We start from the raw sequence: 26,647 nt of genomic DNA, 5'->3' as shown, positions 1-26,647 counted from the left end.
GCGAGCGGAGGGGATGCGCCGTGAAGGAGGGCAACCGCTATTTCAGAGCGATCGTATGGGGATACGCATTGCTCCTTGTGTTCTTCGGTCTGTTTACGGGGCGTGTGAACCTGTTGTTCTTTGGTGAGAACGTGCAGGTGACGTTCTCGTACTATGCGCATGCTGCAGAAATCGGCCAGGTGTGTTGCTTGGTGTTTGCGGCAATGCTCTCCTTCTGGAGGAGGAGCGTCGCTGAAAAGATTGTTCCTCATGCGGCGTTGGTTCTGTTGGTGGCCGGATACGCGCTTACCTTGTATCAGGCTATCGGCGTGGGTCTTCCGCTTTGGCTTTCCGTTGTCGCCGGAGCCTTGTTCGGCGCGGGTCAGGGAGCCTGCTTTCTCTGCTGGTTTGTCGTGTATGCGCGTTTGACGACGGGCGAAGTGGTGCGCGTGATGGTTGCGAGTACGATGCTGTCGGGCGTTATCCTGCTCGGTGTCGGGTTGCTGCCGGATACGGTGATGCTGTTCAGCGTGCTTTCTGTTGTCGTTGCAGCGTGCTGTGCGCTTACCTACTACTGTTTAGGCGTGGTGACCGAACGGGTTGAAGAGAAAGCCCGCGAGCGCGATCGTGCTGAGGGCGGGCGATTGGACGATGGTCGGCGGTTCTGGTCGTGGCTTTTTCTCGAGCGTCGATCGCTGTTGTGCTTGGTTGCGATCGCTTTCGTGTGCGGCGCGCAGCGCGTCATCTCCCTTGAAGGGTTCTTGCCTCAATCGGCTGTGCGATCCCTTTTCTCCGTTGGCTACATCGGTGGCGCGTTTGTTTTTTGGGCTACGGGCAAGTTTTCGGGCGCGAAGAACAGCTACTACGGCATCTATTCCGCGTTGCTTGTGGTCATGGCAACGTGCGGTGTGCTTTCTTCGGTTCAAAGCGTGGAAGTGCAGACCATTTTGTACGCGGTTGACAACATAGCGTTCGCGTTGGTGTCGATGTGCATGATCATGACGGCTTTGAAAGCGGTGAGTGGATTCTGGAGGAATCCTCTTTTCGTCGGCGGGATCATTTGCGGCGCCATGTACTTCGCCATTCAGTTCGGTCGCATGGTGTGTATGCTGATCGCCGAAAATAACGGCATGGATGCCATCGGGATACTCATCGTCTCGGTCATTATCCTGTACGTGCTGGCGCTTGCTGCTATTTCGTCGGGGCTGTTTTTCCGTCAAGCTGCGAAAAGCGGAGGCGTGATGGAGCCCGCCAAGCTTTCCGAGGACGGTGGAGGGGGCGACGACCCTGTGCGTCGAGTCGTTATATCGGTTGCGAACGTGACTGAAGATGAGTTGCGCGGCAATCCAGTGTATCGAGCGAAATACAAACTGACGGATCGCGAGATCGACGCGGCGGTACTCCTGTTGGCCGGATACAACGCGGCTGATATCGCAAAGATTCTGACGATATCGGTCAATACCGTGAAGACGCATCTGAAAAATCTCTATGCAAAGATGGATGTTCACAATCGTCGCGAACTCGTTGAGCTGTTGAATGAGATCGAGAAAGACGCGTGATGTTCAAGCAGGTTCGAGGAGGTCGAGGATGAAAGAGCGAGAGATCGCGTGCGAACGTCTTTTCTCGTTGTGCGAGGAGGGATTGCCTTTACGCCACCTCCGCGCTTGCGCGGAAGTGACCGACGAAGGGCGCGTTTCGTTGTCTGCGTATTCCGAGCATCTTCGCAAAGGCCCGTATCCGCTGTATCGACGTGGGTACGATAAGGCTGGCTTCGACGACTACGGATACGAGAGGCCGGCTTTGCTGGTTGGGGCGATGGGGGCGATAGCCACGCGGAAAGGAAAGCTGCTCGTCATTCCTGCTTTTGGGAGCTATGCGGTATCGGATATGTATCACGTGGTCTTTCCGCAAGCTGGCGATTTCGAATATCTTCAGCGGATTCTCTCGGCACTCGATGCTGGTCGGTTGGCGACGGGGACGAACGCCTCACGCGTTGTGGAGCTTGGCTCCTTGCGCGGTGCGATTATTCCCTGGCCCGAGGAGCGCATGCGAAGGTTGTTCGTCGAAACCATGGGGGCGTGCGAGGTGGAAGGAGCCTCCGATCTGGCTACCCGACTGCTCGATGCGTGGATGGGTTCCGTGCATGCGGTGGACCGCATCGTCTCCGCCCCGACGGTTGCATGCGCTGAATCCACTCCTGCCCTCCAGTGCGAGCGCATGTGCAACGCTTTGGATGTGGCAGATAAGGTGCTCGAATCCATTCACGTTGAAGGCGAGGATTTTTTCGACGTGGTGGCGTCCACCTTCGACCTCGCCGATCCCGCTTCGTTGGGAAAGCATCGGATGTGCGTGTGCTTTCCACCGCCCAACCAGGGGCTATGGTCGAGTTGCGCCGTGAGCGAGAGCGACAACCGATGGATGCTTGGTCTGCCGCCGCGCAACAAAGCGAACTACGCTTGGATCCAGCAAACGATTTCCTGTATGGCGGAGGGCGGGACTGCTCTTTTGCTGCTCTGCGATGCGGCTTTGCATACCGAATCCGGGAGGGAGAAGAAGGCTCGAGCCGCGTGGGCGAGCAGCGGGCTGATCGAGGCGGTTATCTCGCTGCCGGGCGGCATCTTCGAAGACGGTCGTCCTCCTTCGTCGTTCGTCGTGATGAAGAAGGGCCGCCGATCGGGTGACATCCTGTTCGTTAACGCGCGCGAACGGGGAGAGCGTTGCGGAACCGACCCTTCGGGCTACCCTACGCGCTGCCTGTCTCCCGAAACGGTCGAGCGTATCGCTCGCGCGTATGCGGATTGGGTCGGTGCTGCTGAGTTTAGCGACGTGCCCGATTTTTGCCGCAGCGTCTCTCCGTCGGAAATCGAAGCTCGTGGCCATGTGCTCGCGCCGTGGGCCTACATCGCAACAGGGTAGCTCTTGCTTACGCCGGGGGGAAGCGTATGACCAGGTATACGCCGGCAATCAGGATGGTGAGCAGCATGATGGGGAAGCCGGTTTTGAAGAACTTCGCGAACGTGATCTCGTAGCCGTGCTTCTTGCTGATGTCGGACAGCACCACGTTGGCGCTGGCGCCGATGAGCGTGCCGTTGCCGCCCAGGCACGCGCCCAGCGAGACGGCCCACCACAGCGGCGTGACGTCCATGCCGGTGGACTCCATGGCCAGCAGGATGGGGATCATCGTGGCCACGAACGGGATGTTGTCCAGGAAGCTGGAGATCACAGCCGAGCCGATGAGCAGCACGAGCATGGTGATGAACACGTTGCCGCCGGTTGCGTCGATCAACCCGTTCGCCAGCATGCCGATGACGCCCGTCTCGGCCAGCGCGCCCACGATGACGAACAGGCCGGCGAAGAACGACAGCGTGGTCCACTCCACGTTCGACAGCGCCTCCTCGATGCTCTCGCCCGAGATCAGCATGATGACGCCCGCCGCGCCCAGCGCGATGATGCACGATTCCAGGCCGAGCGCGCCGTGCGCCATGAAGCCGATGACCACGATGATCGTCATGACCACGCTCTGCTTGAGCAGGCGCATGTTCTTGATCTGCTGGTGCTCGTCCAGATCCATGATGCGCTGGCGATGCTCGTCGTCCACGTGCATCTTGCGGCCGTACATCACGTAGAACACGCCCAGCACGGCGATGAGAATAAGCACCACGGCCGGCGCGTCGTACAGGATGAAGTCGAAGAACGAGAACCCGGCCGCCGATCCGATCATGATGTTGGGCGGGTCGCCGATGAGCGTGGCGGTGCCGCCGATGTTCGACGCGAGGATCTCGGTCATGAAGAACGGGATGGGGTTGATGTCGAGCAGCTTGCACACCGTCAGCGTCATGGGACCGATGAGCAGCACGGTGGTCACGTTGTCGAGGAACGCCGAAAGCACGGCCGTGAGCAGCACGAACAGCAACATGATCTTCCACGGGTCGCCCTTGGCGACGCGCGCGCACTTGATGGCAAGGAACTCGAACACGCCCGACAGCTTCACCACCGACACGAACAGCATCATGCCCAGCAGCACGCCCAGCGTGTTGAAGTCGATGTGCTCCATCGCCGCGTCGAACGGCATGACGTGCAGCGCAAGCACGATCATCGCGCCGGTGATGGCCGCGAGCGAACGGTGCAGCTTCTCGGTCATGATGGTGAACATGACCACCACGAACACCGCGATGGCTACGATTTGATTAACGTCCATGAAGCACCGCCCGACCCCTCGTATCGACATGGTCGCGACCATGTACGACCAACGCGCTTTACTATAGCAATGTCAGGGATGCGCAGACAGATGATTTCGGCAATGTTTGTCGCCAAAGGCGTGACGTTTTTCAGCAAACGGCTCGGAGGCCGCGTTCGCCCGGCGAGCGGTTGCGCCGCCGCTCCTTTACGACAGCGGGTAGCTGAGCAGCTCGTCCATGGTGATGAAGCGGTAGCCCTGCGACTTGAGGTAGGGGAGCGCGTCTTTGAGTGCCTCGACCGTTTGCGAGCGGTCGCCGCCGCCGTCGTGCATGAGGACGATGGCGCCCGGCCACGCGTTCTTGATCTGGTCGGCGATGGCGCCCGCGCCGGGCTTGCGCCAGTCTTGCGAGTCGATGTTCCAGCCAATCTCGGCGCTGATCAGGGGGCCGATGTTGCGCATGACGTCCTCGCCGTAGTTGCCGCCCGGCGTGCGGAACACGTGGCTGGCCTCGGCGCCGGTGGCGGCCTCGATGGCCTCGTAGCCCTTCTGCACCTCTGCCACCTGGTCTTCCGGCTTCATGTAGCCGAGGTTCACGCTTTGGCCGTCGCCGGCGGCGTGGTCGTACGAATGCGTGCATATCTGGTGGCCCTCGGCGGCGGCGCGCTTCACGAGGTCGACGCCTTCGCCGTCGATCCGATTGCCCACGGTGAAGAACGTGGCCTTGGCCCCGTTCTCGGCCAGCACGTCGAGCACGGCGGCGGTGGTTTCGGGCCAGGGGCCGTCGTCGAACGTGAGGGCCACCACCTTGTCGTCGCCCACGTCGGGCGACACGTTGCGCCGCACCACGTTGACGGGCTCCTGCGTCACCTCTTCGGTGGCGATCCCGGACATCGATCCGGTTTTCGTGCGCTTCACGCCGTCGGCGCCTTGGCCCTCGATCAGGTGGATGGGCCCGCGGCCCTCTTCCTCGTGGGTGAAGGGAATGGCGGCCTCGACCGTTTCCGACGGCTCCTCGATGGGGCTGCCGTCGCCCAGTTCCACCACGTCTCCGCTGGCCAGCTTCGCGTTGATATCGGTGGTGGCCTCGCCGTTGATGGTGGCGTGGAACGGTTCGCCCTTGCCTTCCTCCAGCACCGAGCCGTCCACGGCCACGAGGTCGCCCGGCTTCGGCTTGATGCCGCTGGCATGCAGCGCGTCGCTCAGCGTTTTGCTGCCGCCCACGTCGATGCTCGATCCGTTCAAGGTGATGGAGGCGGGCAGGCTTTGCACGACGAAATACGCCCCGATGCCGAAGGCGACCAGCACCAGCAAGCTGGCCACGATGCCGAGGGCGCGGCGCCCCGTGCGTTTCGGCCGCGCCTGCACGCGACGATAGCGATCGAAGTCTTGGTAGGGGGAGGCGGCGTCGCGCGCCGTCGTCGACGTCCGGGGGCGAGGATGCGTCGAAGCGGGTCGGCGGTAGGCTTCGTCAGGGCGCGCGAAATCGGAGCGGCGAGGCTCGTGGCCACCGCTCTCGCGCGTTGGAAACAAGTCGTCGAAACTGCGCTCGGTCATACCCCATCCCTCAAGAGGCGCATCGCCTTCATGTGCGTGCCGCATCGCGCGGCCGTCCCATTAACATACCGTACCAGTATGCTTCTATCAAATAACCGTTGGGTAAAGAATTCCGTGTCTCTACTCTTAATTGAAGAGGGCGACCGACTGATGAGGGGCGATCCTTCGTATCGGCCTATACACGACCGTCCTGAAATTTGTATGGAGGGCAGGTGTCAGTGCGGGCAGGGGCGACGTGCGGGGCGCGGTCGAACCACTATACTGAACGCAACGTGATCGAAAGGAATGACCTATGGGTTTGCAGTTCGCCGGCGCCCGCGCCGTCAGCGCCGTCTCAACGTGGGGCCTCAAGAACGTGTTCCGCCGTCCCGCCGCGAACTTTCCGGGCAAAATCGCGCTGTACCTCGACCCGCGCCTCATCGCCGATCTCGCGCCGAAGCTGGCGAAGGGCTCGGTGTGTGTGGTGGGCACGAACGGCAAGACCACGGTGACGAACCTGCTGGCCGACGCGCTCGAGCTGGCGGGCGAGCGCGTGGTGTGCAACCGCACCGGCGCGAACCTCGACTCGGGCGTGGCCACGTCGCTGCTGCACGCGGGCCCGTCGGACTGGGGCGTGTTCGAGAGCGACGAGCTGTGGCTGGCGAAGATCCTGCCCCAGCTGCAGGCCACGTACGTGGTGCTGCTCAACCTGTTCCGCGATCAGCTGGACCGCGTGGGCGAGATCGACCGCATCCAGGACAGCATCGTGGGCGCGCTGGAGAAGTCGCCGAACACCGTGCTGGTTTTCAACGCCGACGACCCGCTGTGCGCGCGTATCGCCGAGCGCGCGGCGAACCGCTCCATCGCGTTCGGCGTGAACGAGGACCTGGGGCTGCCGCAGAACTCGGTGGCCGACGCGCAGATGTGCCAACGTTGCTCCTCCATGCTGGAGTACGCGTACCGCCAGTACGGGCAGCTGGGCGCGTTCTCGTGTCCCACCTGCGGGTTCGCTCGTCCCGCTTTGGATTACGCCGCCGAGTGCGTGCGGTTGGGGCTCGACGGGCTGTCGTTCGACGTGCGTCGGGGCGGCGAAGGCGAGGCTGCGGGTACGATCGCCGCGCCGTACACGGGTGCGTACATGGTGTACAACCTGCTGGCCACGGCGGCGGCGGCCGACCTCGCGGGCTGCCCGCTGCCCTCGTTGCAGCAGGCCATCGACGCCTTCGACCCGCAGAACGGGCGCCTGCAGACGTTCGACATCGCGGGTCGGCGCGTGCTGCTGAACCTCGCGAAGAACCCCACCGGGTTCAATCAGAATCTCAAGATCGTCGCGCAGGACCCCCACGACAAGGTGGTGGCCTTCTTCGTGAACGACAAGGAGGGCGACGGACGCGATGTGTCGTGGCTGTGGGACATCGACTTCGAGGAGCTGGCGGACGATCCGGCCAAGCTCACCGTGTTCGCGGGCGGCATGCGCGCGAACGACATGCAGGTGCGTTTGAAGTACGCCGGCATAAACGCCCAGGTGGTTGCCGATGCGGACGACCTGCTGGAGCGCATCGCGAGCCTGCCGGCCGCGGAGAACGCGTACTTGATTGCGAACTACACCGCGCTGCCCCCGGTGCACGCGGTGCTGACCGCTCGCGCCAATGGGGATGTCATCGCCCGTGGCGCGGCGGGCGATACGGGGAGCGATGAACCGGTATCCGCGCCGATTGGCGCTCCTGCAGGTTCATCGGCTGGAAAGCCAGCGGAACTTGTGATCGCGCACCTCTTCCCCGACCTGCTCAACCTGTACGGCGACGGCGGCAACGTGCGCATCCTCGAGCAGCGTCTTCGCTGGCGCGGCATCCCCGTGGAGGTCAAGCGCGTCAACCACGGCGAGACCGTCGACCTTTCCGACGTCGACCTCGTCATGCTGGGCGGCGGCCCCGACCGCGAGCAGCGGCTCGCGTCGGCCGAGCTCATGGGCATGCGCGAGCAGCTGCACGCCTACGTGGAGGGCGGCGGCGTGCTGCTGGCCATCTGCGGCGGCTACCAGATTCTCGGCCACGAGTGGCTGCTGGGCGACGAGGTGGTGAAGGGCCTCGGCATCGTCGACATGACCACCGAGCGCGCGGCTGGCGGTTCCGGCGACCGCCTCATCGACAACATCGTGCTGACGTCGCCGCTGGCGAAGCGCCCCGTCGTCGGCTACGAGAACCACGCGGGCCGCACGCACCTTGGCGCGGGCGTCGAGCCGTTCGGCGCCGTGGCGTCCGCCACGGGCCACGGCAACAACGACGCCGACAAGCAGGACGGCGTGCGCTACAAGAACGTGGTGGGCACGTACCTGCACGGGCCGCTGCTGGCGAAGAACCCCGAGGTTGCGGACGATTTGCTCGCGCGCGCCCTCGACCGCCTCGCCGCGCGGACGGGCCAGCCGGCCATGCGCCTCGAGCCGCTCGACGACGCGGTCGAGCAGGATGCGAACGACGCGATGACCAAGAAGCTGGGCGTGCGCGCGTAGCGCGAAGTCCGTGCATGCTGCGATGCGAATTCGCGTGCCGGATGAAGTCCCGGCATGCGAATCGGCCCGAAGCATGCAATTTTTTCGTTTTGCGAACCCTGGCCCCTCGAAAACGACTTTTGCGAGGGGCCTATGTGCGAAAACCCCAGGTCGTGAAAATGGGCGAACGCGTTTGAGGCTTTAAAAGGGGCTGAAGCGTTCGCAAAACGAAAAAATTACCTAGAAGTCGGCATTTTGCGTGTCGCGGCGGGTCGTCCTGGACGAGCGCAGCGACCAGCCGCCGTCCTGAGCGCGGAGCCCGGCGCCCGGCGCGCGGCGCGCGGTCGAGTTCTCGCATCTTCTTGCCCTGTGGGCTTTTCCTAGGAAACGAGTGGAGGCGGTTGCGCGCGTAGAATGCTGCCGCCAGAATAGCGCCATGGACAATAAACGCAGCCCTCAATCGCGCCCCGCGCGCCCCTCTTCCCGATCCCGTTCTCGCCAGGCTGAACCGGGCCGTCGCCCTAGCGTTCAGGGCGAGCCCGCTCCCACGCCGCGCCGCGTGTCGCGCGGCGACTACGAGCGCACGCGCGCCCGCAAGCGCCGCCGCACCCTCGTCGTCGCGCTCGCCGTGGTGGGCGTGCTGGTGCTGGGCGGAGCCGGAGCCGCGTTCGCGTACTACAACATCCTCTCGGGCAACCTGCACGACGGCGTCAGCGCCGAGCTGCGCGAGGCGCTCGTGGAGACGGACCTGGCCAACGAGCCGTTCTACATCCTGCTGATGGGCACCGACGGCTCGAACGACCGCGAGGCTTCCCAGGAGTACGCCGGCGACCAGTTCCGCAGCGACAGCATCATCCTCACGCGCATCGACCCGGTGAACAAGAAGGCCACGCTCGTCTCCATTCACCGCGATACGCTGGTTGACATGGGAGAATACGGCCAGAACAAGCTCAACGCCGCGCATGCCATCGGCGGCGCGGCGCTCACGGTGAACACGGTGTCGAAGCTGGCCGGCGTTCCCATCTCGCACTATGCGGAAATCAACTTCGACGGCTTCAAAGACATCGTGGACGCGCTCGGCGGCGTCGAGGTGGACGTGCCCATGGAGATCGACGACGAGGACGCTGGCGGTCATCTGGACGCCGGGCTGCAAACCCTCAACGGCGACCAGGCGCTCATCCTGTGCCGCTCGCGCCACGCCTACGACGAGTACGGCGACGGCGACTCGTACCGCGCCGCGAACCAGCGCCTCGTGCTGTCCGCCATCGCGAAGAAGATCCTCGCGGCCGACGTGGCCACGATGGCGTCCACCGTGCAAGCGTTGTCCCAGTACGTGACCACCGATCTCGAGATCACCGACATCATCGGCCTCGCGCAGACGATGCAAGGCCTCGATCCCTCCACCGACATCTACTCGGCCATGGAGCCCACGACGTCCGAATACATCAACGACATCTGGTACGAGATCAACAACGTCGAAGAGTGGAAGAAGATGATGACCCGCGTCGACCAGGGCCTTCCGCCCACCGACGAGGACATCGTCGACGAGCTGTCCAACACCGTGCTGGCCACCACCGGCAGCGGTGAGACGCATTCGAGCACGAACGAGGACGGCACGCAGAAGAAGGCGAAACGCACGGGCAGCGTGGCGGTGCGCAACGGCAACGGCATCACCGGCGCGGGCACCGAGGCGTCCGAGCGCATCGAGGAGCTGGGTTACACCGTAGAGTCGGGCAACGCCGACAGCTTCGACTACACGAGCACGCTCGTCGTCTACGACGACAGTAGCAAGGCGTCCCAGGCGAAGGAGATCGCGGAGGCCCTCGGCGTGGGCAAAGCGATGGCGAACGACGGATCGTACCTGTTCGAAAGTGATTTCCTCGTCGTGCTGGGAAGCGACTGGAAGTAGCTAGAACCCCAGCGTCCAATCGTTCAGCAGCAACCCTTTCGCCAAGCCCAGCACCAGGATGTGCGCGGGGTAGTACGCGTAGAACAGCCACTTCATCGGGCGGCCGCGCGAGCCGTTGTAGGCGAGCAGCAGCGGGATGGTGGCGGTGCATCCCAGCAGCGGGTACAGCACGGGAGGCAGCAGCTCCAGGTCGAAGGCGGCCAGGTAGTTGGAGAGCGCCGGCAGCCCGTCGCCCAGGATGGGCAGGAGCAGCGGCAGGATCACGCGCTGGCGCCGGTCGGGGATCACGCGCATCATGAGGATCATGAGCGGCCCGAGGATGCCCCAATCGCAGAGCGCGCTGACGGCCGTCAGCGACGCCGCGACAAGCCAGAACCCCGCGCGGCTTTCCATGGTGTCGTACAGGTACAGTATGCCCAGCCCGATGAGCAGCGTGAACAGCACGTTCAGCGTGGTAGGTGCCAGGAACAGCCCGTACGGCACCTGCGACACGAGGGCGAACACGAACAGCCGCGATGCGTAGCGCTTGATGTTGGAGGTGTGATGGTAGCCTTCCACCAGCAGAAACGCCATGATGGGGAAGGTGAGCCCGCCGAAGCCGAACAGCACGCACAGAGCTTCGGTTGGCAGGTAGGGAAAGAAGATGTAGCAGAAGTGGTTGAACGTCATGCCGACGATGGCCACCACTTTGAGCGTGAACGACGAGACGCCCCGATTCGGCGTGGCTGTTGATATGCTCGGCGGTGTGCTCATGGCGTTCCAGTATACTGCCTGGATACGATGTACTCGAGGGCGAAGGGCGATGAGGCGCGTGACGCGCACGAATTCCACGGTGGGACTTGAGGCGGACGGAGGGCTTGCGCGGAATCATCGCGCCGCCGTGTTCGTCGCGGCTCTCGTGGCGTCGGCGGCGTGCTTCTCGCTGGTGCCGGGCGACACGCTCGGCGGATCGCTCGTGCAAGGGGCCGCGCTGGCCGCGCTCGCGCTCGCTGCCGTAGGCGCATCGAACCCGCGGGCGTTGCGCGCGCCCCACCTCGGCAGCGCGGGAAGCTTGGGGCCGTGGGCGGGGTACGTGGTGGCCATCGGCCTGGCGGCGGGCGTCGCGTCCTTCTTCGCGCTGCCGCAGGGCGCCGTGCTGGACGTCGCGCCGCTGCACGTGGAGCAGGTGGTGGCGCTCTGCCTGGTTACCGGCGTGTTCGAGGAGGGCGTGTTCCGCGTGCTGGCGCTCGATGCGCTCGTGCCGGCGCTGGGCGGCAGCCGCCGCGGCATGTTACGCGCGGCGCTCGTCTCGGCCGTGCTGTTCGGCGCGTTGCATGTTTCGTTGGGCGAAGCCGTTGTTGCCGTCGACGTCGTTTCCGGCTTGCAGGCGGTGCTGAAGCCTGTGCAGGCGGGCCTGTTCGGCCTGTTCATGGCTATGGTGTACTTCAAGACGCGCAACCTGTGGACGCTCGTCGGCGTGCACGCCGCGTTCAACCTCCTCTACAGCGCCCCGCTGCTGCTGGCCGGCGACGTGCAGCAAACCTACGTCACCGGAAACCCGTTCGACCTCGTGCTCCTGGCGGCAACAACGCTGCTGCTGGTTCCGCCAGCGCTAGCCGCCGTCAGGAGTGTCCGAGATTCTACGACGCCCTAGCTTCCTGCGTGCGCCCTGCGGACGCAATGGTGTCCTCGGTTGCATGCGCTTCGGTCATGGTGGAGCGCGGGTTCGCCTCCCACAGCTTGTCGGCCAAAGGTGCCCAGCATTGCGCCGCATGCGCGCACTTGCCCGTGAGCGCATGCACGTCCTCCGGGCTTTCGAGGTCGGTCGAATGGGCGCCCGACTCGTCTACCAGCGAAGCCAGCGCGCCTTCGTTGTCGAGCAGGGGGCACGGCCTCAGATGATTGCAGTTGAACGGCTGAGCCGCCCGGTATCCCTTGAACAGCGGGGATTGGTAGGCTTCGAGCAGCGTTTTGTCGCGGATGTTGGAATCCGAATAATGGATGAACGCGCACGGTTCCACGTCGCCTGCCGCGTTGATGTGGCAATAGACGCGTCCGCCCGCGATGCAGCCGCCCACGAACTCGCCGTCGTTCCAAAAATCCATGGTGAACAGCGGCTTCGTCTCGCGGTAGGCTCGGATGCGCTCGTACATGAACGCGCGCTGCCCGGCGTTTGCGATCAGCTCGGGCACCGCTTCGTTGCCCACGGGCATATAGGTGAAGAACCAGGCGAACTTCGCGCCGCAATCGATAAGGTGGTCGATGAACGCTTCGCTGCCGATGACCTCGGTGTTTGCGCTGGTATAGCAGCATGAGGCGCCGAAGAACAGCTGCTTACGCTTGAGGATTTCCATGGCACGCACGGTGGCGTCGTAGGTGCCGGAGCCCCGTCGCGCGTCGGTGGCCTCTTCGAATCCTTCGATGCTGATGGCTGGGGCGAAGTTGCCTACCCGCAGCATCTCGTCGGCGAATTCCTCGTCGATGAGCGTGCCGTTCGTGAAGGCGAGGAAGGCGCAATCGGAGTGCGCTTCGCACAGGCGGATGATGTCGCGCTTGCGCACGAGCGGCTCGCCGCCGGTGAACAGGTACACGTAGGTGCCCAGCTGTTTGCCCTGGCGCACGATGCTGTCCATTTCCTCGTAGCTCAGGTTCAGCTTGTTCCCGTACTCGGCTGCCCAGCAACCGGTGCAATGCAGATTGCAGGCGCTGGTCGGATCCATGAGGATGGCCCACGGCACGTTGCAGTCGTGCTTCTCGCTTGCCGCCTGCTGGCGCGGGTAGCCCACGAGCGAGGCGTTCACGATGAGGTTCTCGAACACCTTTTTGCGCACGTAGGGGTCGATGTCGGTCCACATGCTTTTGGCGAAGCGCCACCAGTTTCCCTCGGGATCGTTCACCACGTTGCGCATGGCCTGGCAATGCGGTGCGAGCGAGCCCTTGAAATCGAACGATTCCACCCAATCGAGCAGCTTGGGAATGTTCTCGTCGGGATTTTTGTCCAGGTATCCCAAGGCCCGCTTCACGGCGAACGCCTTGACGTTCTCGGACAGGGTTCGATCTCCTTTGAGTATGTTCGCGATGGCATCCATCTGCTTCCTTTCCAGAGCATTTCAGGAGGGGTGCGTGCTTCGGGGGACGGACGCCGCGTTCGCCGCCGTCCGCCCGCCCGAACGAGATGCAGTATGCAGGTGCCACATGAACCCAAAATTAACGGGAATCTTGGAGTTGGCGCGCGCGAACCGTATGTGGATGTGCCTACCCGGCAAGCTCCAGCGAGATGGACAGCACGTCCCCCTCGAGGCGCGCGGCCAGCTTGATGTCGAGCGCTTTGGCAAGCTGGGCGACTGCGGCGGCCATGGATTAGATATCCTCTTTTTTATCAGGCCCGATGGGAAAAGGCGCTGACCGAAAAGCGGGGTCTCCGTTCGAGCGTGCCCCTTGCTGCGGGGCCTCGCATGCTATACTCGGAGATACTTCACACGATGGCGCGATAAGACAGCGCTGTCGGGAACGGGGATCGCCATGGGCAACGCGACGCGAATAGCGGCACGACAGACGATCAACGGGGATGGGGCTCTTGCAGAGTACCGTTCCCCCGCGCATAGCGCGGAAAAACGCGCACGGGGGGGGGGGTCGGTTCTTTTTAAGCCTGACGCTCGCTCTTGTGCTGGCGGCAGTTGCGATTCTCGCGCTGCCGCGTGATGCGCATGCGGTCGAAGTTGGCGACTTCAAGGTCGTCCTGACCGAAACCGGCACAGACCCTGAGATAGGTACGCACTACGAGTACAACTCCGGTGTTCTCACCATCAAGACCTCCACGCCCCTGACCATCTCCATGAAGGATGGCGTGACCGAGACGACGACCGACACCATCGTGACCGCCGCCGAAGGCGCGACGGTCACCCTCAAGGACGTCAGGATCGACGTGAGCGGGGTGGCCAGTACAGCCGCGATGAGCGTCGCATCCGGCTCCCTCAACCTCACGCTGGCAGGCGACACCGATAACTTCCTGAAGTCCGGCGACGACCGAGCGGGTCTAGAGAACGGAGTCAACACACTTGTTATTGGCGGGGAGGGCACCCTCGAGGCCGTGGGCGGCCACGGCGCCGCCGGCATCGGCTCCCGCTTTAGAGGCCTTGGCTGTTCGGACATCACAATCACCGGGGACGTGAAGGTGATGGCCGTGGGCGGTCCGGATGAAGTATCCCACGGTGGTGCCGGCATCGGCTGCGGCAGCGACAACCCTGCAAGCTCGAACATCACCATCTCGGGAAGCGCGACGGTGGAAGCCGAAGGCGGAGCGGGTGCAGCCGGCATCGGCGGCAGCAGCGCAGCTGTCGTCGGGAACATCTCGATCTCGGGGGGCTACGTAAGGGCGACGGCTGGGGATGGCGCCGATCCCATCGGCAACGGCAACCGCGCCGCCGACGATGCCGACGTCTCCATCACCGGTGGCGCGTTCCCGGGAGATGCAGTTTCCGAAGGGAAGGTCTACGGCGTCGGGCTGACCTCGGGCTACGTGCTGGGCGCCAACGAGGATGACCACAAGGAAGACTTCCCTCATCGCGTCTACTCGACCGGCGATTTCACCGTCGAGGGCGGCGCCTACGGCACGGACTACGAATACGGCTCCAGCGTCCTCACCGTCACGTCCTCCACGTCCCTGACGATCTCCATGAAGGAAAGCGTGGACGAGACGAAGACCGACACCATCGTGACCGCTGCAGCAGACGCGACGGTCACCCTCAAGGACGTCAGGATCGACGTGAGCGGGGTGGCTGGCGCAGCCGCGATGAGCGTCGTGTCCGGCTCCCTCAGCCTCGTGCTCGAAGACGGGACGGCCAACTCGCTGAAGTCGGGGAACAACTGTGCCGGCCTTCAGAACGGCGCGTACCCGCTGACCATTTCCGGCTCGGGCTCCCTCGAGGCGGCGGGCGGTTCCCTCGGCGCCGGCATCGGCGGGGGCAGCGGGCGCTCCGGCCAGAACATCACGATCGAAGGCTCCGCCACGGTCACGGCGACCGGCGGCGCGAACGGCGCCGGTATCGGCGGGGGCTACGCGGGCGGCGGCTCGAACATCAAGATCTTGGACTCCGCCGAGGTCACGGCGACCGGCGGCTTGAGCGCCGCCGGCATCGGCGGGGGCAACTCGGGCGGCGGCTTGAGCATCGTGATCTCGGGCGGCTACGTGAAGGCGGTCGCGGAGAGCCCCGGGGCCGAACCCATAGGCAATGGCTCGGGCAAGCAGGGCACCTCCGGGGTCTCTATCACCGGTGGCGCTTTCCCGGAAGACGCCGTTTCCGAAGGGAAGGTCTACGGCGTCGGGCTGACCTCGGGCTACGTGCTGGGTGCCAACGAGGATGACCGTGTGGACGAGTATCCCCATCGCGTCTACTCGACGGGCGATTTCTCCGTCGAGGGCGGCGCCTACGGCACGGACTACGAATACGACTCCAACGTCCTCGCCATCAAGTCTTCCACGCCCCTGACGATCTCCATGAAAGAAGGCGTGACTAACCCGACAACCGACACCATCGTGACCGAAGCCGAAGGCGCGAAGGTCACCCTCGCGGGCGCCAATATCGACGTGAGCAAGATTTACGACGCAGCCGCGATATACATCGCGTCCGGCACCCTCGATCTCGTGCTCGCCGAGGGGACGAAGAGCTCCCTGAAGTCGGGATTCAGGCGCGCCGGCCTGGAGAACGGCGAGCTCCCGTTCGCCATCTCCGGCTCGGGCTCCCTCGAGGCGCAGGGCGGCCTCCTCGGTGCCGGTATCGGCGGCGGAAGCGAAGGCGACGGCTCGAACATCACGATCTCCGGGAACGCGCAGGTGACCGCAACGGGCATCAACGGCGGTGCCGGCATCGGCGGCGGCGACGGCAGCGGCGGCAAAGGCGGCGACGCCTCGAACATCACGATCTCCGAAAGCGCTCAGGTGAAAGCAACGGGTGGCGACGGCAGCGGCGCCGCTGCCGGCATCGGTGGCGGCGCCCACCGCGAAGGCTCGAACATCGCGATCTCGGGCGGCTACGTGGAGGCGGTCGCGGGGACGGGCATCTCCAGTAAAGCCGATCCCATCGGCGGCGGCACGAGCGCGCAGGGCACCTCCGGGGTCTCCATCACCGGTGGCGCGTTCGCGGATTCGGCTTGGGCCGACGGGAAGGTCTACGGCATCGAGCCGGCCTCGGGCTTCGCCCTGGGGGCCAATACCGATGCCCTTGCTGACGAGTATCCCGTGCGCGCCTACTCCACCGGCGACTTCCATGTGACCGGCGGCGAATATGGGAAGGACTACGAGTACGGCTTCACCAACGAGTTGCAGACCTTCGGCAAGCTCACCGTCGAGGACGGCGCGAAGCTGACCATCTCCATGAGGGAGGGCGCGCCCAGCCCGACGAGCGACATCATCGAGGTTCCCGAGGGTAAAGCGCACGTCACCCTGGCGGGCGTCAAAATCGACGCGACCGGTCAGCCCGGCGTGGCCGCGTTCAGCTTCACGGCGGAATCCCTCGAACTTGAGCTTGCCCCCGACACGGTCAACTTCCTGAAATCGGAGGCGAACCGCGCCGGTTTGCATAAGAACAAAGATAACTTGCTGTCCATTTCTGGTTCGGGTTCTCTCGAGGCGCACGGGGGTGCCGGCGGTGCCGGCATCGGCGGAGGCCAGGAAGGCGACGGCTCGAACATCTCCATCTTTGGGAGTGTCCAGGTGATTGCCACGGGCGGCAGCAGCGGCGCAGGCATAGGCGGCGGCTACAACGGCTCCGGTACGGGCATCACCATCTCGGGCGGCTACGTAAAGGCGACGGCGGGCAGCGATGCCGATCCCATCGGCGGCAGCCAGGGCAACCGGGGCACCTCCGGCGTTACCATCACCGGTGGCGCATTCCCGGGAGACGCCGCTTCCGACAGCATGGTCTACGGCGTGACGTTGTCCGAGGACTACCTCGCAGCGGAGAACAACGACACGGACGAAAGCCTGCGCGCGAGCTACCCCGTGCGCGTCTATACAATTCAGGACTCCACCCTCACGTTCAAGGACGAGCCTCGGGACTTCGAGTACGACGGCTCACCCATCAACCCCACAGCACTTATCGAAACCGCTAAGCGCGGGGACACGGACGCCTTCGCTGACGTGACATGGTCCTACAGCATTGTCGACTCAACCGACAAGACGGACATCGCGCCAACCAACGCTGGAACCTACAACGTGGTCGCGACCCTGCCTGCGGCAATTGTAGGCGGCGTACCGTATAGGGAGGCGACCGTCGAAGGCGAGATGACCATCTCACCCAAGCCTCTGACAGCGACAGTGGACTCCACCGACGACTCGGCTGAAAGAACCTACGACGGTACGGTCTCGTTCGCGGGCGTCAAACTTGATCTGGAGGGCGTCGTCACGGGTGATGGCGTCACTGCAACAGCCGACGGTGCCGCGGCCTCCAAAGACGCCGGCGACCAGGCATTCACGGCAACCTCAGTGGAGCTCTCCGATGCCCATGCTGCGAACTACTCTCTTGCGCCCGACAAGGTGTCTGGCCAGGTGACTATCGAAAGGCAGGGCTTAACCGCGACCTCGGCGCAGGTTGCGAACAAGACGTACGACAAGACGACAAACGCGACGCTCGTGGGCATCGAGTTCGACGGCCTCGCCGACGGCGAGTCGCTTGTGCTGGGCGATGACTTCACGGCTTCCGCGTCGTTTGAGAACGCGAATGTCGGCAAGGACAAGACGGTCACCGTGGAGAGCATCACACTTGTCGCGGACGGCCCTGTCGCCAAGAACTACTTCTACAGAGGTCCCTCGCAGCTCACAACCCCCGCAAACATCACGCAGGCCGAAGCCACTATCGAACTCACCGTCGACAACAGCAGCCCAGCCTATGGTGAGACGGTGACGTTCACCGCGACACAAAGTCTCGCGACCACGACGTTCTCAACCCGCGAGGCAATAGAGCCCACATTCGAGTTCTACGTGGTCGATGCCAACAAAGTGGAGCGCACCCTGGGCACGAAGACGGGTATGACCGAAGAGGGGGACGTGACGTTCACCTACGACACCCGGGGTCAAGGCCTCGAAATTGGCCCCAACGCGGTCTACGTCCGCTCCTCGGGCTTCGGCAACCTGGTTGATGCAATTTCCGATCCCATCACCGTAACGCTTGCTCCCAAGACGGTGGAGCCGACTGTGGCCGTGACAGGCACCACCACCAAGCCCTACGACGGCACGACGGGTCTTCCCGAGGGCGCTGTATCGACCGTGGGGCTCAATGGCCTTGTTGGGGGCGACAACGTGTCCGCTACGGCCTCCTTCGCGTTCGCGTCGGCTGACGCGCACACGACGCAGGTGAACGCAACGGACATCACGCTTTCCGGTCCCGACGCCGGCTTCTACCTGCTCTCCGAGGACGCGGCGAGCGTTGATGCGCCTGGCGGCATCACTCGGGCCGACGCGCTCAACCTGTCTGCTTCAGCCACCATGCCCAACTACCTGTTGGACTACGAGGCGCGCATCGACCTGGCGGAGCTTCTTCCCAACGGCGCGACCGACGCCGCGTTCTCCGTTGCTCCGGATGCTTCCTACAGCGGCCTGGTGTCCGCCCATGTGGAGGGCAACGAGCTGGTTCTCGTCGCCGACGACGCTGGCAACACCACCTCTGATGAGGTGGCTGTCGCGGTGACCAGCATGAACAACTACGAGAATTCGACCATTACGGTAGCCGTATCCTACACCGCCAAGCCGATGGCCTACTTCGCCATCCAGTCCGTGGACGGAACCTACACGGGCGCCCCCCAAGCGGGCTTCGACGCTTCAGCTGGCGCGACCTATATCGCACCGGACGGCACGACTCAGGTCTACGCCGGTCCCTTCGAGGCTTCCTACAAAGCCGCGTCCCCCGGGCCCAGCCCATCGACTCCCGCGCCTCCGACTGCGGTCGGAACCTATGAGGTCACGGTCTCGCTTCCTGACGATGCGCCTTGCGCTGGTAGCGCTACGGTGACCTTCGAGATAGCGAAGGCGCCTCTGACGGTAACGGCGCTCGACGCCGCGGCCGTGTACGGTGACGCGGCCCCGCCGTTCGAGGTCTCTTTCGACGGCTTCGTCGCAGCGGAGGGGGCGGGCGCGCTTGCGGGTGAGCTCGCCTTTGCGTGCGCTTACGACGCGGGCGACCCGGTGGGCTCCTATGCGATAATGGCTTCCGGGCTCTCGTCGGACAACTACGCGATATCCTACAAGCCCGGTATGCTGGCGATCTCGCCCAAAGCGCTGAGCGCGACGGTGGATGCGGCCGATCCGTCGGCTTCCAAGAACCACGACGACACGCCCGGCTTCCAGGACGTGAAGCTGGTGCTGGCGGGCGCGCTCGACGGCGACGACGTTTCCGGCGTCGCCGACGGCGCCGCGGCCGATGCCGCGGCCGGCGAGGGCAAGCCCTTCGCGGCCTCGACCGTGCGCCTCTCTGGCGACGACATGCGCAACTACGTGCTCGACCCGGCCGACGTGACCGGCACGGTGACGATCGTGGCCGCGCCGGCCCCCGAGCCGGAGCCCGACCCCGAGCCGACGCCCGACCCTGATCCCGAGCCGCTACCGGCCCCCAACGGAGGTTCCGGTTCCGGGTCGGGCGAGAAGCCCACGCCGCTGCCGGGCGCCGCGGCCGCCCTCGCGCCCACCGGCGACGCGACCGCCGCCCTGGCCTTCGCGGCCCTCGCGCTCGCGGCGCTTTCGACGGCCGTTCTCGTTGCAGCGCGCTTGCACCGCCGCACCGACTAGCCCCGTTCCGCCCGAGGGGAGCGCGTTCCTGCTCCCCTCGGGCGCAAGGAAGTGCGCCTGACGGCGGGGCATTGGCCTAGGGCATGGGCCTACCCGGCAAACTCCAGCGAGATGGACAGCACGTCCACCTCGAGGCGCGCGGCCAGCTTGATGTCGAGCGCTTTGGCAAGCTGGGCGACGATGGCCAGCCCCAGGCCGCTTCCATCGCCCGCACGTGCGGCGTCGCCTTGGTAGAAGCGCTCGAACAGCCGCTCGGCGTCGATGGCCTCGGGGTTTGCCACGCGGTTCGAGAACGTGATGGCCGTCCCTCCCTGCACGATGCGCGGCGCCTCGCTGCCATAGCGCAGCGCGTTCACGACGAGGTTGCGGAAGATGCGCCCCAGCGAATCCCCGTCGGAAAGGGCGATCAGCGGCGCGTCCGCGAGTTGGATGTCGGGCGTCCACCCCCGCTCCTTGAACGGGGCGTACAGCGAGGCGAGCGATTCCATCAGCACCTGGCTCACGTCGACGCGCTCCCGTTCGATGCGGTAGTCCGGATCCTGCACCTGCGCGTAGGCGTACAGCTGATCGAGCAGCCCGCTCACGTCGTCCAGCCTGCGCTCCACCACGTCGAGGTAGCGGGCGCGCTCCGTCTCGTCCTGCTCGTCGGCCAGAAGCTGGGCGTAGCCCTGCGCTCCGGACAAGGGCGTGCGGATGTCGTGCGAGAGGTACGTGAGCCCGCGGCGCAGGTCGCGCTTGTTCTCCTCCGCGGCGATCCGCTCGCCCTGGTGGCGGTCGATCTGGCGGTTGATGGCCTGCCCCAGCCGCACGAACCCGCGCGTGTGGACCGATACCGTGACGCGGGTGTTGCTCAGCGTATCCCGATCGACCAGGAACCGCGCGATGGAGCGCAGCTCCCGTTCCGAGCGTGCGAGCTGAACGGCCAGCACGACGACGGCAAGCGCAAGCAGTGCGACTGCGGCGGCCATAATCTAGATGTCCTTCTTCTTGAGGGCGACCGCGGAGAGGGCTGCCGCAACAACGATGAACACGATTCCCACGCCTGCGATGTGGACTGCGCTCAAGCCCCCGTCCAGGTTCACGCCCTTGCCAAGCGAAGCCATGCAGGTGTACATCGTGTAGTTGGCCAGATCGGCGAATTTCGGGAACAGCAGCAGAACGCCTTGGACGATGGTGGTTACCAGGCCGGTTGCAAAGCAGCAGCCAGCCACGATGCCCACCACCATTTTGCGCGTCAGCCACACGAACAGCCCGGTCACCGTGCCGAAGGCCGCAAGAATAAGCGTCACCAGACCGAACCAGAGGAGCAGGTCGGCTAGGGGAGTAGCCTCGAAAGCGAATCCGGCAACTGCCGCCGCTGCAAGCACTGCTGCAACAGTAACCACCGTGAACACGGCCGCCAGCAGAATGATTTCGATGACGCACGCGCCGAGGAACACGAACCGATTCGACTGTGCGGTGAACACGTTCTTGCTGAAGCCGCTCTCGAACTCGGATGCCAGGAAGATGGAGATGAAGATGACGAACATGGTGGCCAGCGCACCGCCGTTGATGAAGATGCTGCCGATGAAGGCAATCTGCGTCGTGCCGGTGACAAGTGCCTGCATAGCCGTTGTCGCGCTGGTGTAATCGTCGGTAATCGCCGTGGGATCGCTGATGCCGACGGTCACTCCCACCGTAGCGCTGCCGTTTTCCAACGCTTCCAGGAATTCGGGGCTTGTCGTGTAGTGCAGCATACCCGTCGTGATGACGGCCATGCCGATGATGATAGCGAGGAATACCCACAACGATTTCCCGTGGATCAGTTGGTACAGATCCATTCTCAAGATATTAACCACGGTACTCAGCCCCCATCATCTCAACGAAGAACTCTTCCAGATCGCGCTTGTGGGCGTACAGGCCCTGAACGGCGATGCCCTTCTCGTTCAGAACCGCACCCACCGCCCCTGCATCCACCGTGCCGAACACGCGGATGGACGCGTCGGGCATGGACTGGAAGCGCAGCTCGGGGAAGCGTTCTTGCAGCACCGCCAGGGCGAGCGTCGGGTTGGCGGCGTCGAGCCGCAGGAAGTCGCTGCACTCCTGCTCCACGTCGGCGGCGGTCATCTCGCGCACCATGCGGCCTTCGCGGATGACGCCGTAGCGCGTCGCCATCTTTCCCAGCTGCTCCAAAACGTGCGAGCTCACCACCACGGTGATGCCGCGCTCGACGTTCAATCGCATGATGAGCTGGCGAATCTCGCGCGCACCCTCGGGGTCGAGGCCGTTGAGCGGTTCGTCCAGCAACAGCAGGTCGGGGTCGCCCAGCAGCGCGAGCGCCAGACCCAAACGCTGCTTCATGCCCATGGAGAAGTTCTTGGTCTTCTTCGAGCCCACCGTGCCCAGGCCCGTGAACGCCAGCAGGTCGCGGACGCGATCCTTCGGATTCACGAGCCCCAGCACCAGCGCCTTGAGCATCATGTTGTCATAGGCGCTCATGGTGCCGTACAGGCCGGGGGACTCGATGAGCACGCCGATACGCCGAGAAGCTCCCGCTTCCTGCGGCGCGGCGCCGAATACGCGCGCTTCGCCGCCGGTGGGGGCGGCAAGCCCTGCCAGCATCCTCATCACCGTTGTCTTGCCTGCTCCGTTGCGCCCGACGAATCCGTAGATGTCGCCCTGATGGACGTGCATGTCGAAATGATCGACGGCTGTCTTGCTGCCGAAGGTTTTCATGAGCCCGTGCGTCTCGACTACGTTGTTCACGTTCCGCTCCTTTCAGTATCGCTTGGTTGGTTCCTTCACGTCTTCCACGATACGGAAAAGGTGTTCAGCGAATCGCCTTGAAATGGTTAAGAAATAGTTAAGTTGCCCCGCGTCGTCTGCGTCGCGTGCTGCGGGCCGGTTCAGTCGGCCAGCTTGAATCCGATGCCCCATACCGTTTCCAGGTAGCCGTCGGTGCCGGACGCTTTCAGCTTGCTGCGGATGTTGCTCACGTGCACGGTCGCGGCCTTCTCTTCGACGAAGCACTCGTCGTTCCACGCCGAGCGCAGCAGTTCCTGCTTGGTGAACACCTTCTTGGGACGGCGCACCAGGGTTTCCACGATGCCGTATTCCAGCCGCGTGAGTTTCACGGGCGCGCCGGCGGCCGTGAGGGTGCGGGCCTCGGTGTCCAGCACCCAGTCTTTGAAGCGCAGCGTTGCCGAGCTGCGAGCGGTGCCGCGGGCGGCGTGGCGCAGTTGGACGATGATGCGGGCATGCAGTTCGTCCAGGTTGAAGGGTTTCGCCAGGTAGTCGTCGGCGCCCAGCTTCAACAGCTCCACCTTGTCGCCCGAGCCCGAGCGGGCCGACACCACGATGATGGGCGCGTCGCTGTGCAGGCGGATCTCGCGCACGAGGTCCTCGCCGGATGCGCCCGGCAGCATGAGGTCGGTGATCACCAGGTCGAAAGGCGCGTCGCCGTTCGCGGCGGCCGCCTGCAACAAGAGGCGCGCCTCGCTTCCCGAGAACGCTTGGTCGCACGTGTAGCCCGCCTTGCGCAGCGAAGTGGCCACCATCTCGTTGATGTCGATGTCGTCTTCGATGACGAGTATGCGCGTGGTATCTTCCATGCCCCCATTGTAGCCGAACGGAGGGGCGGTGAAACGACGGGAAGCGGGGAAGCGCTTCCCGTCGTTCCGGACGACGGCCTCGGCTCGAAATAAACTGCGGGAAGCTTGATTTCCCCCCTTGCGCCAGCGGCAATCGTCCTGTATCATCTATTCTTGCTTTCGGCCAAGGTCGGAAAGCGAATGCGGGTGTGGCGGAATTGGCAGACGCGTACGGTTCAGGTCCGTATGGGGGCAACCCCATGAAGGTTCAAGTCCTTTCACCCGCACCATTTGAATTGAAAACCCGCTTCGGCGGGTTTTTTGTTGTCTTCGGCGGGTTTTTGCTGTCTCGGGCCTCCCACGCGGCCGACGCGGCCGGCGCCGCCCAACGCCGCCCGCGGCCGAGCCCGGCCTAGCCTACGCGCAGCCGGTTCTTGCCGGAGCGCTTCGCGCGGTACAGCGCCTCGTCGGCGCGCGCGAAAGCGTCGCTGTAATCCGCATCTTCCGCACGCGTCGCAGTGGCACCGATGCTGACGCTGGGGACGAGGGGTTCGGACGATTCGGACGCGTGCTTGGGCTGCAGGGTCAGCTTCGACACGGCGCTCCTCATGGCCGCGAGCTTCCGCAGCGCCGTTTCCAGGTTGATGCCCTTGAGGAACACGACGAACTCGTCGCCTCCCACGCGGCCGGCGATATCCGATTCGCGGCAGTTGCCCCTCAGGGCGTCGCCCACCTGTCGAAGCAGCCAATCGCCCTGCAGGTGCCCGCAGTTGTCGTTCACGGCTTTGAAGTCGTCGAGGTCGATGACGGCGCACACGCTGTGGGCGCGCACGTGCGGGTCGGCAAGGGCGTCGTTCACCAAATCGCGCGTCGACGCGTAGTTGGACAGCCCGGTGACGGCGTCGTACTCGGCGCGTTGGCGCAGCTCGCGCTCCGTCTGGATGTCGTCGATCAGCCCGACGAGGTGCCACGCGTCGTTTCCGTCCTGGGCGATGAACAGGTTCGCGCGGTACCACTGGTACCCCGTGCCGTAGTAGTCGGCTCGGTATTCCACCACCTCGTTGCTGGCGCCTTCGCACACGCGCTCGAACATGGAGCGGACCGTCTCGATGCTGCCGGGATGCACGATGCCCACGCGCTCCTCGTCGAGCGTTTCCAGGTAGTTGGTGATGAGCTGGGCCTCCACGCCCTCTCCGTCGCGGTCGATGTACAGGAGCACCTCGTCGCGGCGCGAGTCGTAGTCGAAGCTGATCGCGTGGGTAAGCTCGTTGAGGATGCGGTAGCGCTCGTTCTGCCAGGCGCGCTCCTTCCGCTCGCGCACCTCGTCGGCCACGTCGGTGATCACCACGTGCACGCGCACCGTGTCGTCGTCGATGCGGGTGGCGCGGCCCTGCACGCGTGCGGTGAACCGCGCGCCCCGTCGGAGGACTTCCCGCTCGGTGGAGAAGTCGAACCAGTCCTGTTGCTCGTGCTCCGCGAGGAACGCGCGCGTCTCCCCGCCCGACGCGGACGGCCGGCGGGCGGCGATGAGGCGGTCGAAGTCCTGTCGGGTGGATCCCGTCATCGCGCACACCGCGTCGCTCACGTACAGCGGGTACGCGCCCGTCTTGTCCACGTCGTACACCCCGATGCCCACGGGAAGGTTCGCCACCACGTCGTTCACCTGCTGCGACAGGTGCTCGTCCTCCGCCAGCTTGCGCTGCGTCACGTCGCTGTTGCAGCACAGCACGGTGGCGTCGGACATGCGCAAAAACGTTGTCTCGAACCACACGGTGCGCTCCTCCGTGACGCACAGGCAGGTGACGGTCGTGGTGCTTTCGGCGATGCCGTTGCGGTAGCTTTCGAGGGCGGCGAGGATGGCGGCGCGGTCTTCCTCGCGCGGCAGGTTCCTGAACCAGCGGTTGATCGCGGCGTCGAGCGGCACCTCCTCGATGTCTCCTATAGCCTCCTGCGACGTGAACCAGAGCGTGAACGTGTCGTGCTCCAGATTGAACTCGAAGATCTCGTCGTACACGCTGCACAGCACCGACGTGAAGCGCTGCAGCTCGCGCTTGTGGGATTCTTGCCGCTCCCGCGTGACGTCGTTGAACGCGCTCTGCACGACGGCGGTTCCGTCGGACGTCGTGGTCAGCGAGATGACGCCTTCGATCCATCCGACGGTTCCGTCGGCCCGCTTGATTTGGGTGTCGAACGGGACCGCTTGCGCGCCCGCGCGCAAGCTGGCGACGGCATCTTTCACGGCCATGCGGCCGCTTCCCACCATCACGCCGAACACGTCGGCCGACAGGGTGTTCAGCAGGTCGGCGTACGTGTCGAATCCCAGGATGCGGCACGCGGCACGATTCGCCGACTCGACGCGGGGCGACTCTTCCAGCGTGTGCCTCACGATGCCGCAGGGCACGGCCTCGTACAGCTGCTGCTGTTGCTCGGCTTGCTGCCGATAGCGAAGGTCCTTCTCCTTGTCCTCCGTCGTGTCGACGGCGGTGACCACCGCGTACGCGACGTCGGGCTCGAGGTGCGCGAGCGAGGCGGACAGCGAGAGCCAGCGCTGGGCGCCGTCCTCGCCCGTGGTGCGGATGCTACCCTCGGCGCGCGACGACCCGGCGAGAAGCTGGTCGGAGGCGGCCTCCACGATCCAGCGGTCGTCCGACAGGACGTGCGTCATGGGATCGCGCCTGCATCGGCGGCCGTATTCGTCGGCGGCCATCCCGAACAGGCGGGCGTAGGCGTTGTTGAAGTCGAGCAGCTCGATGGAGTCCGCTTCGATGCGGTACAGCCCCAGGCCGCAGGGAAGCTCTTTGACGGCGCTGACGAACCCGCGTCGATCCGCAAGATTCGAGAGCGGTTCGCGCTCGGTGCTGTTCGGGCGCAGGCTTCCGCTTCCCACGCGTTTTCGCATGCGAGCTAGCAGGTTTCCCGCGTTATGTCGTCGTGTCGCGCTCGCCATTATCGCCTCTTCCTCAGTTCATTTCGACTGCGAGCGTGCCCTATGGCGTCTTGAGGAGCTTCGATCACGAATCTATCCGGAAAACTGCCCCCCCCCCGCTCAAAGCGCACCGTAGTTCCGTGTGCTCGCTGCGGGAGGATGCGTCGGGGGTTGGAGGGTCCGAATTCCCTGGATGGGATGTGTGCCACGGTTCTCTCCTCAAATATGGTGCATGCGTCGCCGTTCAGGCTGAGCGTGCCGATCAATAGAATGCTAACGTAAAACCGAAGGGAAAGAAATCGTGCA

15 protein-coding genes and 1 tRNA gene are annotated in these 26,647 nt (G+C 64.5%); 7 read left to right on the top strand and 9 right to left on the bottom strand.

Features of this window, described 5'->3' with window-relative positions:
- The first annotated feature begins 20 nt into the window (after window positions 1–20).
- Complete coding sequence (locus tag GS424_RS17290; protein WP_160940906.1) at window positions 21–1,538, top strand: helix-turn-helix transcriptional regulator; 1,518 nt, start codon at window positions 21–23, stop codon at window positions 1,536–1,538.
- A 28-nt stretch (window positions 1,539–1,566) separates the two neighbouring features.
- A complete protein-coding gene (locus GS424_RS17285; RefSeq protein ID WP_160940907.1) occupies window positions 1,567–2,895 on the top strand; it encodes an N-6 DNA methylase in 1,329 nt (442 codons plus the stop codon).
- A 7-nt stretch (window positions 2,896–2,902) separates the two neighbouring features.
- On the opposite strand, the gene GS424_RS17280 is transcribed toward GS424_RS17285, so the two are convergent.
- Window positions 2,903–4,177, bottom strand: a complete 1,275-nt coding sequence (locus tag GS424_RS17280) for an ArsB/NhaD family transporter (RefSeq protein ID WP_160940908.1) — start codon at window positions 4,175–4,177, stop codon at window positions 2,903–2,905.
- 186 nt (window positions 4,178–4,363) lie between these two features.
- Entirely contained in the window at window positions 4,364–5,713 is a 1,350-nt protein-coding gene (locus GS424_RS17275) for a polysaccharide deacetylase family protein (protein ID WP_244977611.1), read from the bottom strand.
- A gap of 292 nt (window positions 5,714–6,005) precedes the next feature.
- Here GS424_RS17275 and GS424_RS17270 point away from each other — a divergent pair, with 292 nt between their 5' ends.
- Entirely contained in the window at window positions 6,006–8,201 is a 2,196-nt protein-coding gene (locus GS424_RS17270; RefSeq protein WP_160940909.1) for a MurT ligase domain-containing protein, read from the top strand.
- Between the two features lie 538 nt (window positions 8,202–8,739).
- Window positions 8,740–10,089, top strand: a complete 1,350-nt coding sequence (locus GS424_RS17265; protein WP_160940910.1) for an LCP family protein — start codon at window positions 8,740–8,742, stop codon at window positions 10,087–10,089.
- Here GS424_RS17265 and GS424_RS17260 read toward each other — a convergent pair whose 3' ends face one another.
- A complete protein-coding gene (locus GS424_RS17260; RefSeq protein ID WP_160940911.1) occupies window positions 10,090–10,842 on the bottom strand; it encodes a TraX family protein in 753 nt (250 codons plus the stop codon).
- 58 nt (window positions 10,843–10,900) lie between these two features.
- Between GS424_RS17260 and GS424_RS17255 the strand changes: the two genes are divergently transcribed.
- Entirely contained in the window at window positions 10,901–11,722 is an 822-nt protein-coding gene (locus tag GS424_RS17255) for a CPBP family intramembrane glutamic endopeptidase (protein WP_160940912.1), read from the top strand.
- Here GS424_RS17255 and GS424_RS17250 read toward each other — a convergent pair.
- The gene (locus GS424_RS17250; protein ID WP_160940913.1) at window positions 11,709–13,157 is read right to left on the bottom strand and encodes a radical SAM/SPASM domain-containing protein; all 1,449 of its coding nucleotides are present in this window, start codon (window positions 13,155–13,157) and stop codon (window positions 11,709–11,711) included. The genes GS424_RS17255 and GS424_RS17250 overlap by 14 nt on opposite strands.
- Window positions 13,158–13,732: 575 nt before the next feature.
- Here GS424_RS17250 and GS424_RS17245 point away from each other — a divergent pair.
- Window positions 13,733–19,846 (top strand): YDG domain-containing protein, encoded by a 6,114-nt coding sequence (locus GS424_RS17245; protein ID WP_160940914.1) that lies wholly within the window; start codon window positions 13,733–13,735, stop codon window positions 19,844–19,846.
- Between the two features lie 89 nt (window positions 19,847–19,935).
- On the opposite strand, the gene GS424_RS17240 is transcribed toward GS424_RS17245, so the two are convergent.
- The 4 genes from GS424_RS17240 to GS424_RS17225 all read right to left on the bottom strand — a co-directional run bounded on the left by GS424_RS17240 (window position 19,936) and on the right by GS424_RS17225 (window position 23,436).
- Window positions 19,936–20,814: a sensor histidine kinase gene (locus tag GS424_RS17240; RefSeq protein ID WP_160940915.1), complete on the bottom strand. Its 879-nt coding sequence runs from the start codon at window positions 20,812–20,814 to the stop codon at window positions 19,936–19,938.
- A 3-nt stretch (window positions 20,815–20,817) separates the two neighbouring features.
- Window positions 20,818–21,666, bottom strand: a complete 849-nt coding sequence (locus GS424_RS17235; RefSeq protein ID WP_160940916.1) for an ABC transporter permease — start codon at window positions 21,664–21,666, stop codon at window positions 20,818–20,820.
- 10 nt (window positions 21,667–21,676) lie between these two features.
- On the bottom strand, window positions 21,677–22,591 hold the full coding sequence (locus GS424_RS17230; RefSeq protein ID WP_244977610.1) for an ATP-binding cassette domain-containing protein: 915 nt from the start codon (window positions 22,589–22,591) through the stop codon (window positions 21,677–21,679).
- A 140-nt stretch (window positions 22,592–22,731) separates the two neighbouring features.
- Complete coding sequence (locus GS424_RS17225) at window positions 22,732–23,436, bottom strand: response regulator transcription factor (RefSeq protein WP_160940917.1); 705 nt, start codon at window positions 23,434–23,436, stop codon at window positions 22,732–22,734.
- Window positions 23,437–23,618: 182 nt separating this feature from the next.
- On the opposite strand from GS424_RS17225, the gene GS424_RS17220 reads away from it, so the two are divergent.
- A tRNA-Leu gene (locus GS424_RS17220) sits at window positions 23,619–23,705 on the top strand.
- 122 nt (window positions 23,706–23,827) lie between these two features.
- On the opposite strand, the gene GS424_RS17215 is transcribed toward GS424_RS17220, so the two are convergent.
- Window positions 23,828–26,302, bottom strand: coding sequence for a sensor domain-containing diguanylate cyclase (locus GS424_RS17215; protein WP_160940918.1), 2,475 nt, complete (start codon window positions 26,300–26,302; stop codon window positions 23,828–23,830).
- Between the last annotated feature and the right edge of the window lie 345 nt (window positions 26,303–26,647).

The organism is Eggerthella guodeyinii (assembly GCF_009834925.2).
GTDB classification, from domain to species: Bacteria; Actinomycetota; Coriobacteriia; order Coriobacteriales; family Eggerthellaceae; genus Eggerthella; species Eggerthella guodeyinii.
This window is presented reverse-complemented; position numbering and strand designations above follow the sequence as displayed.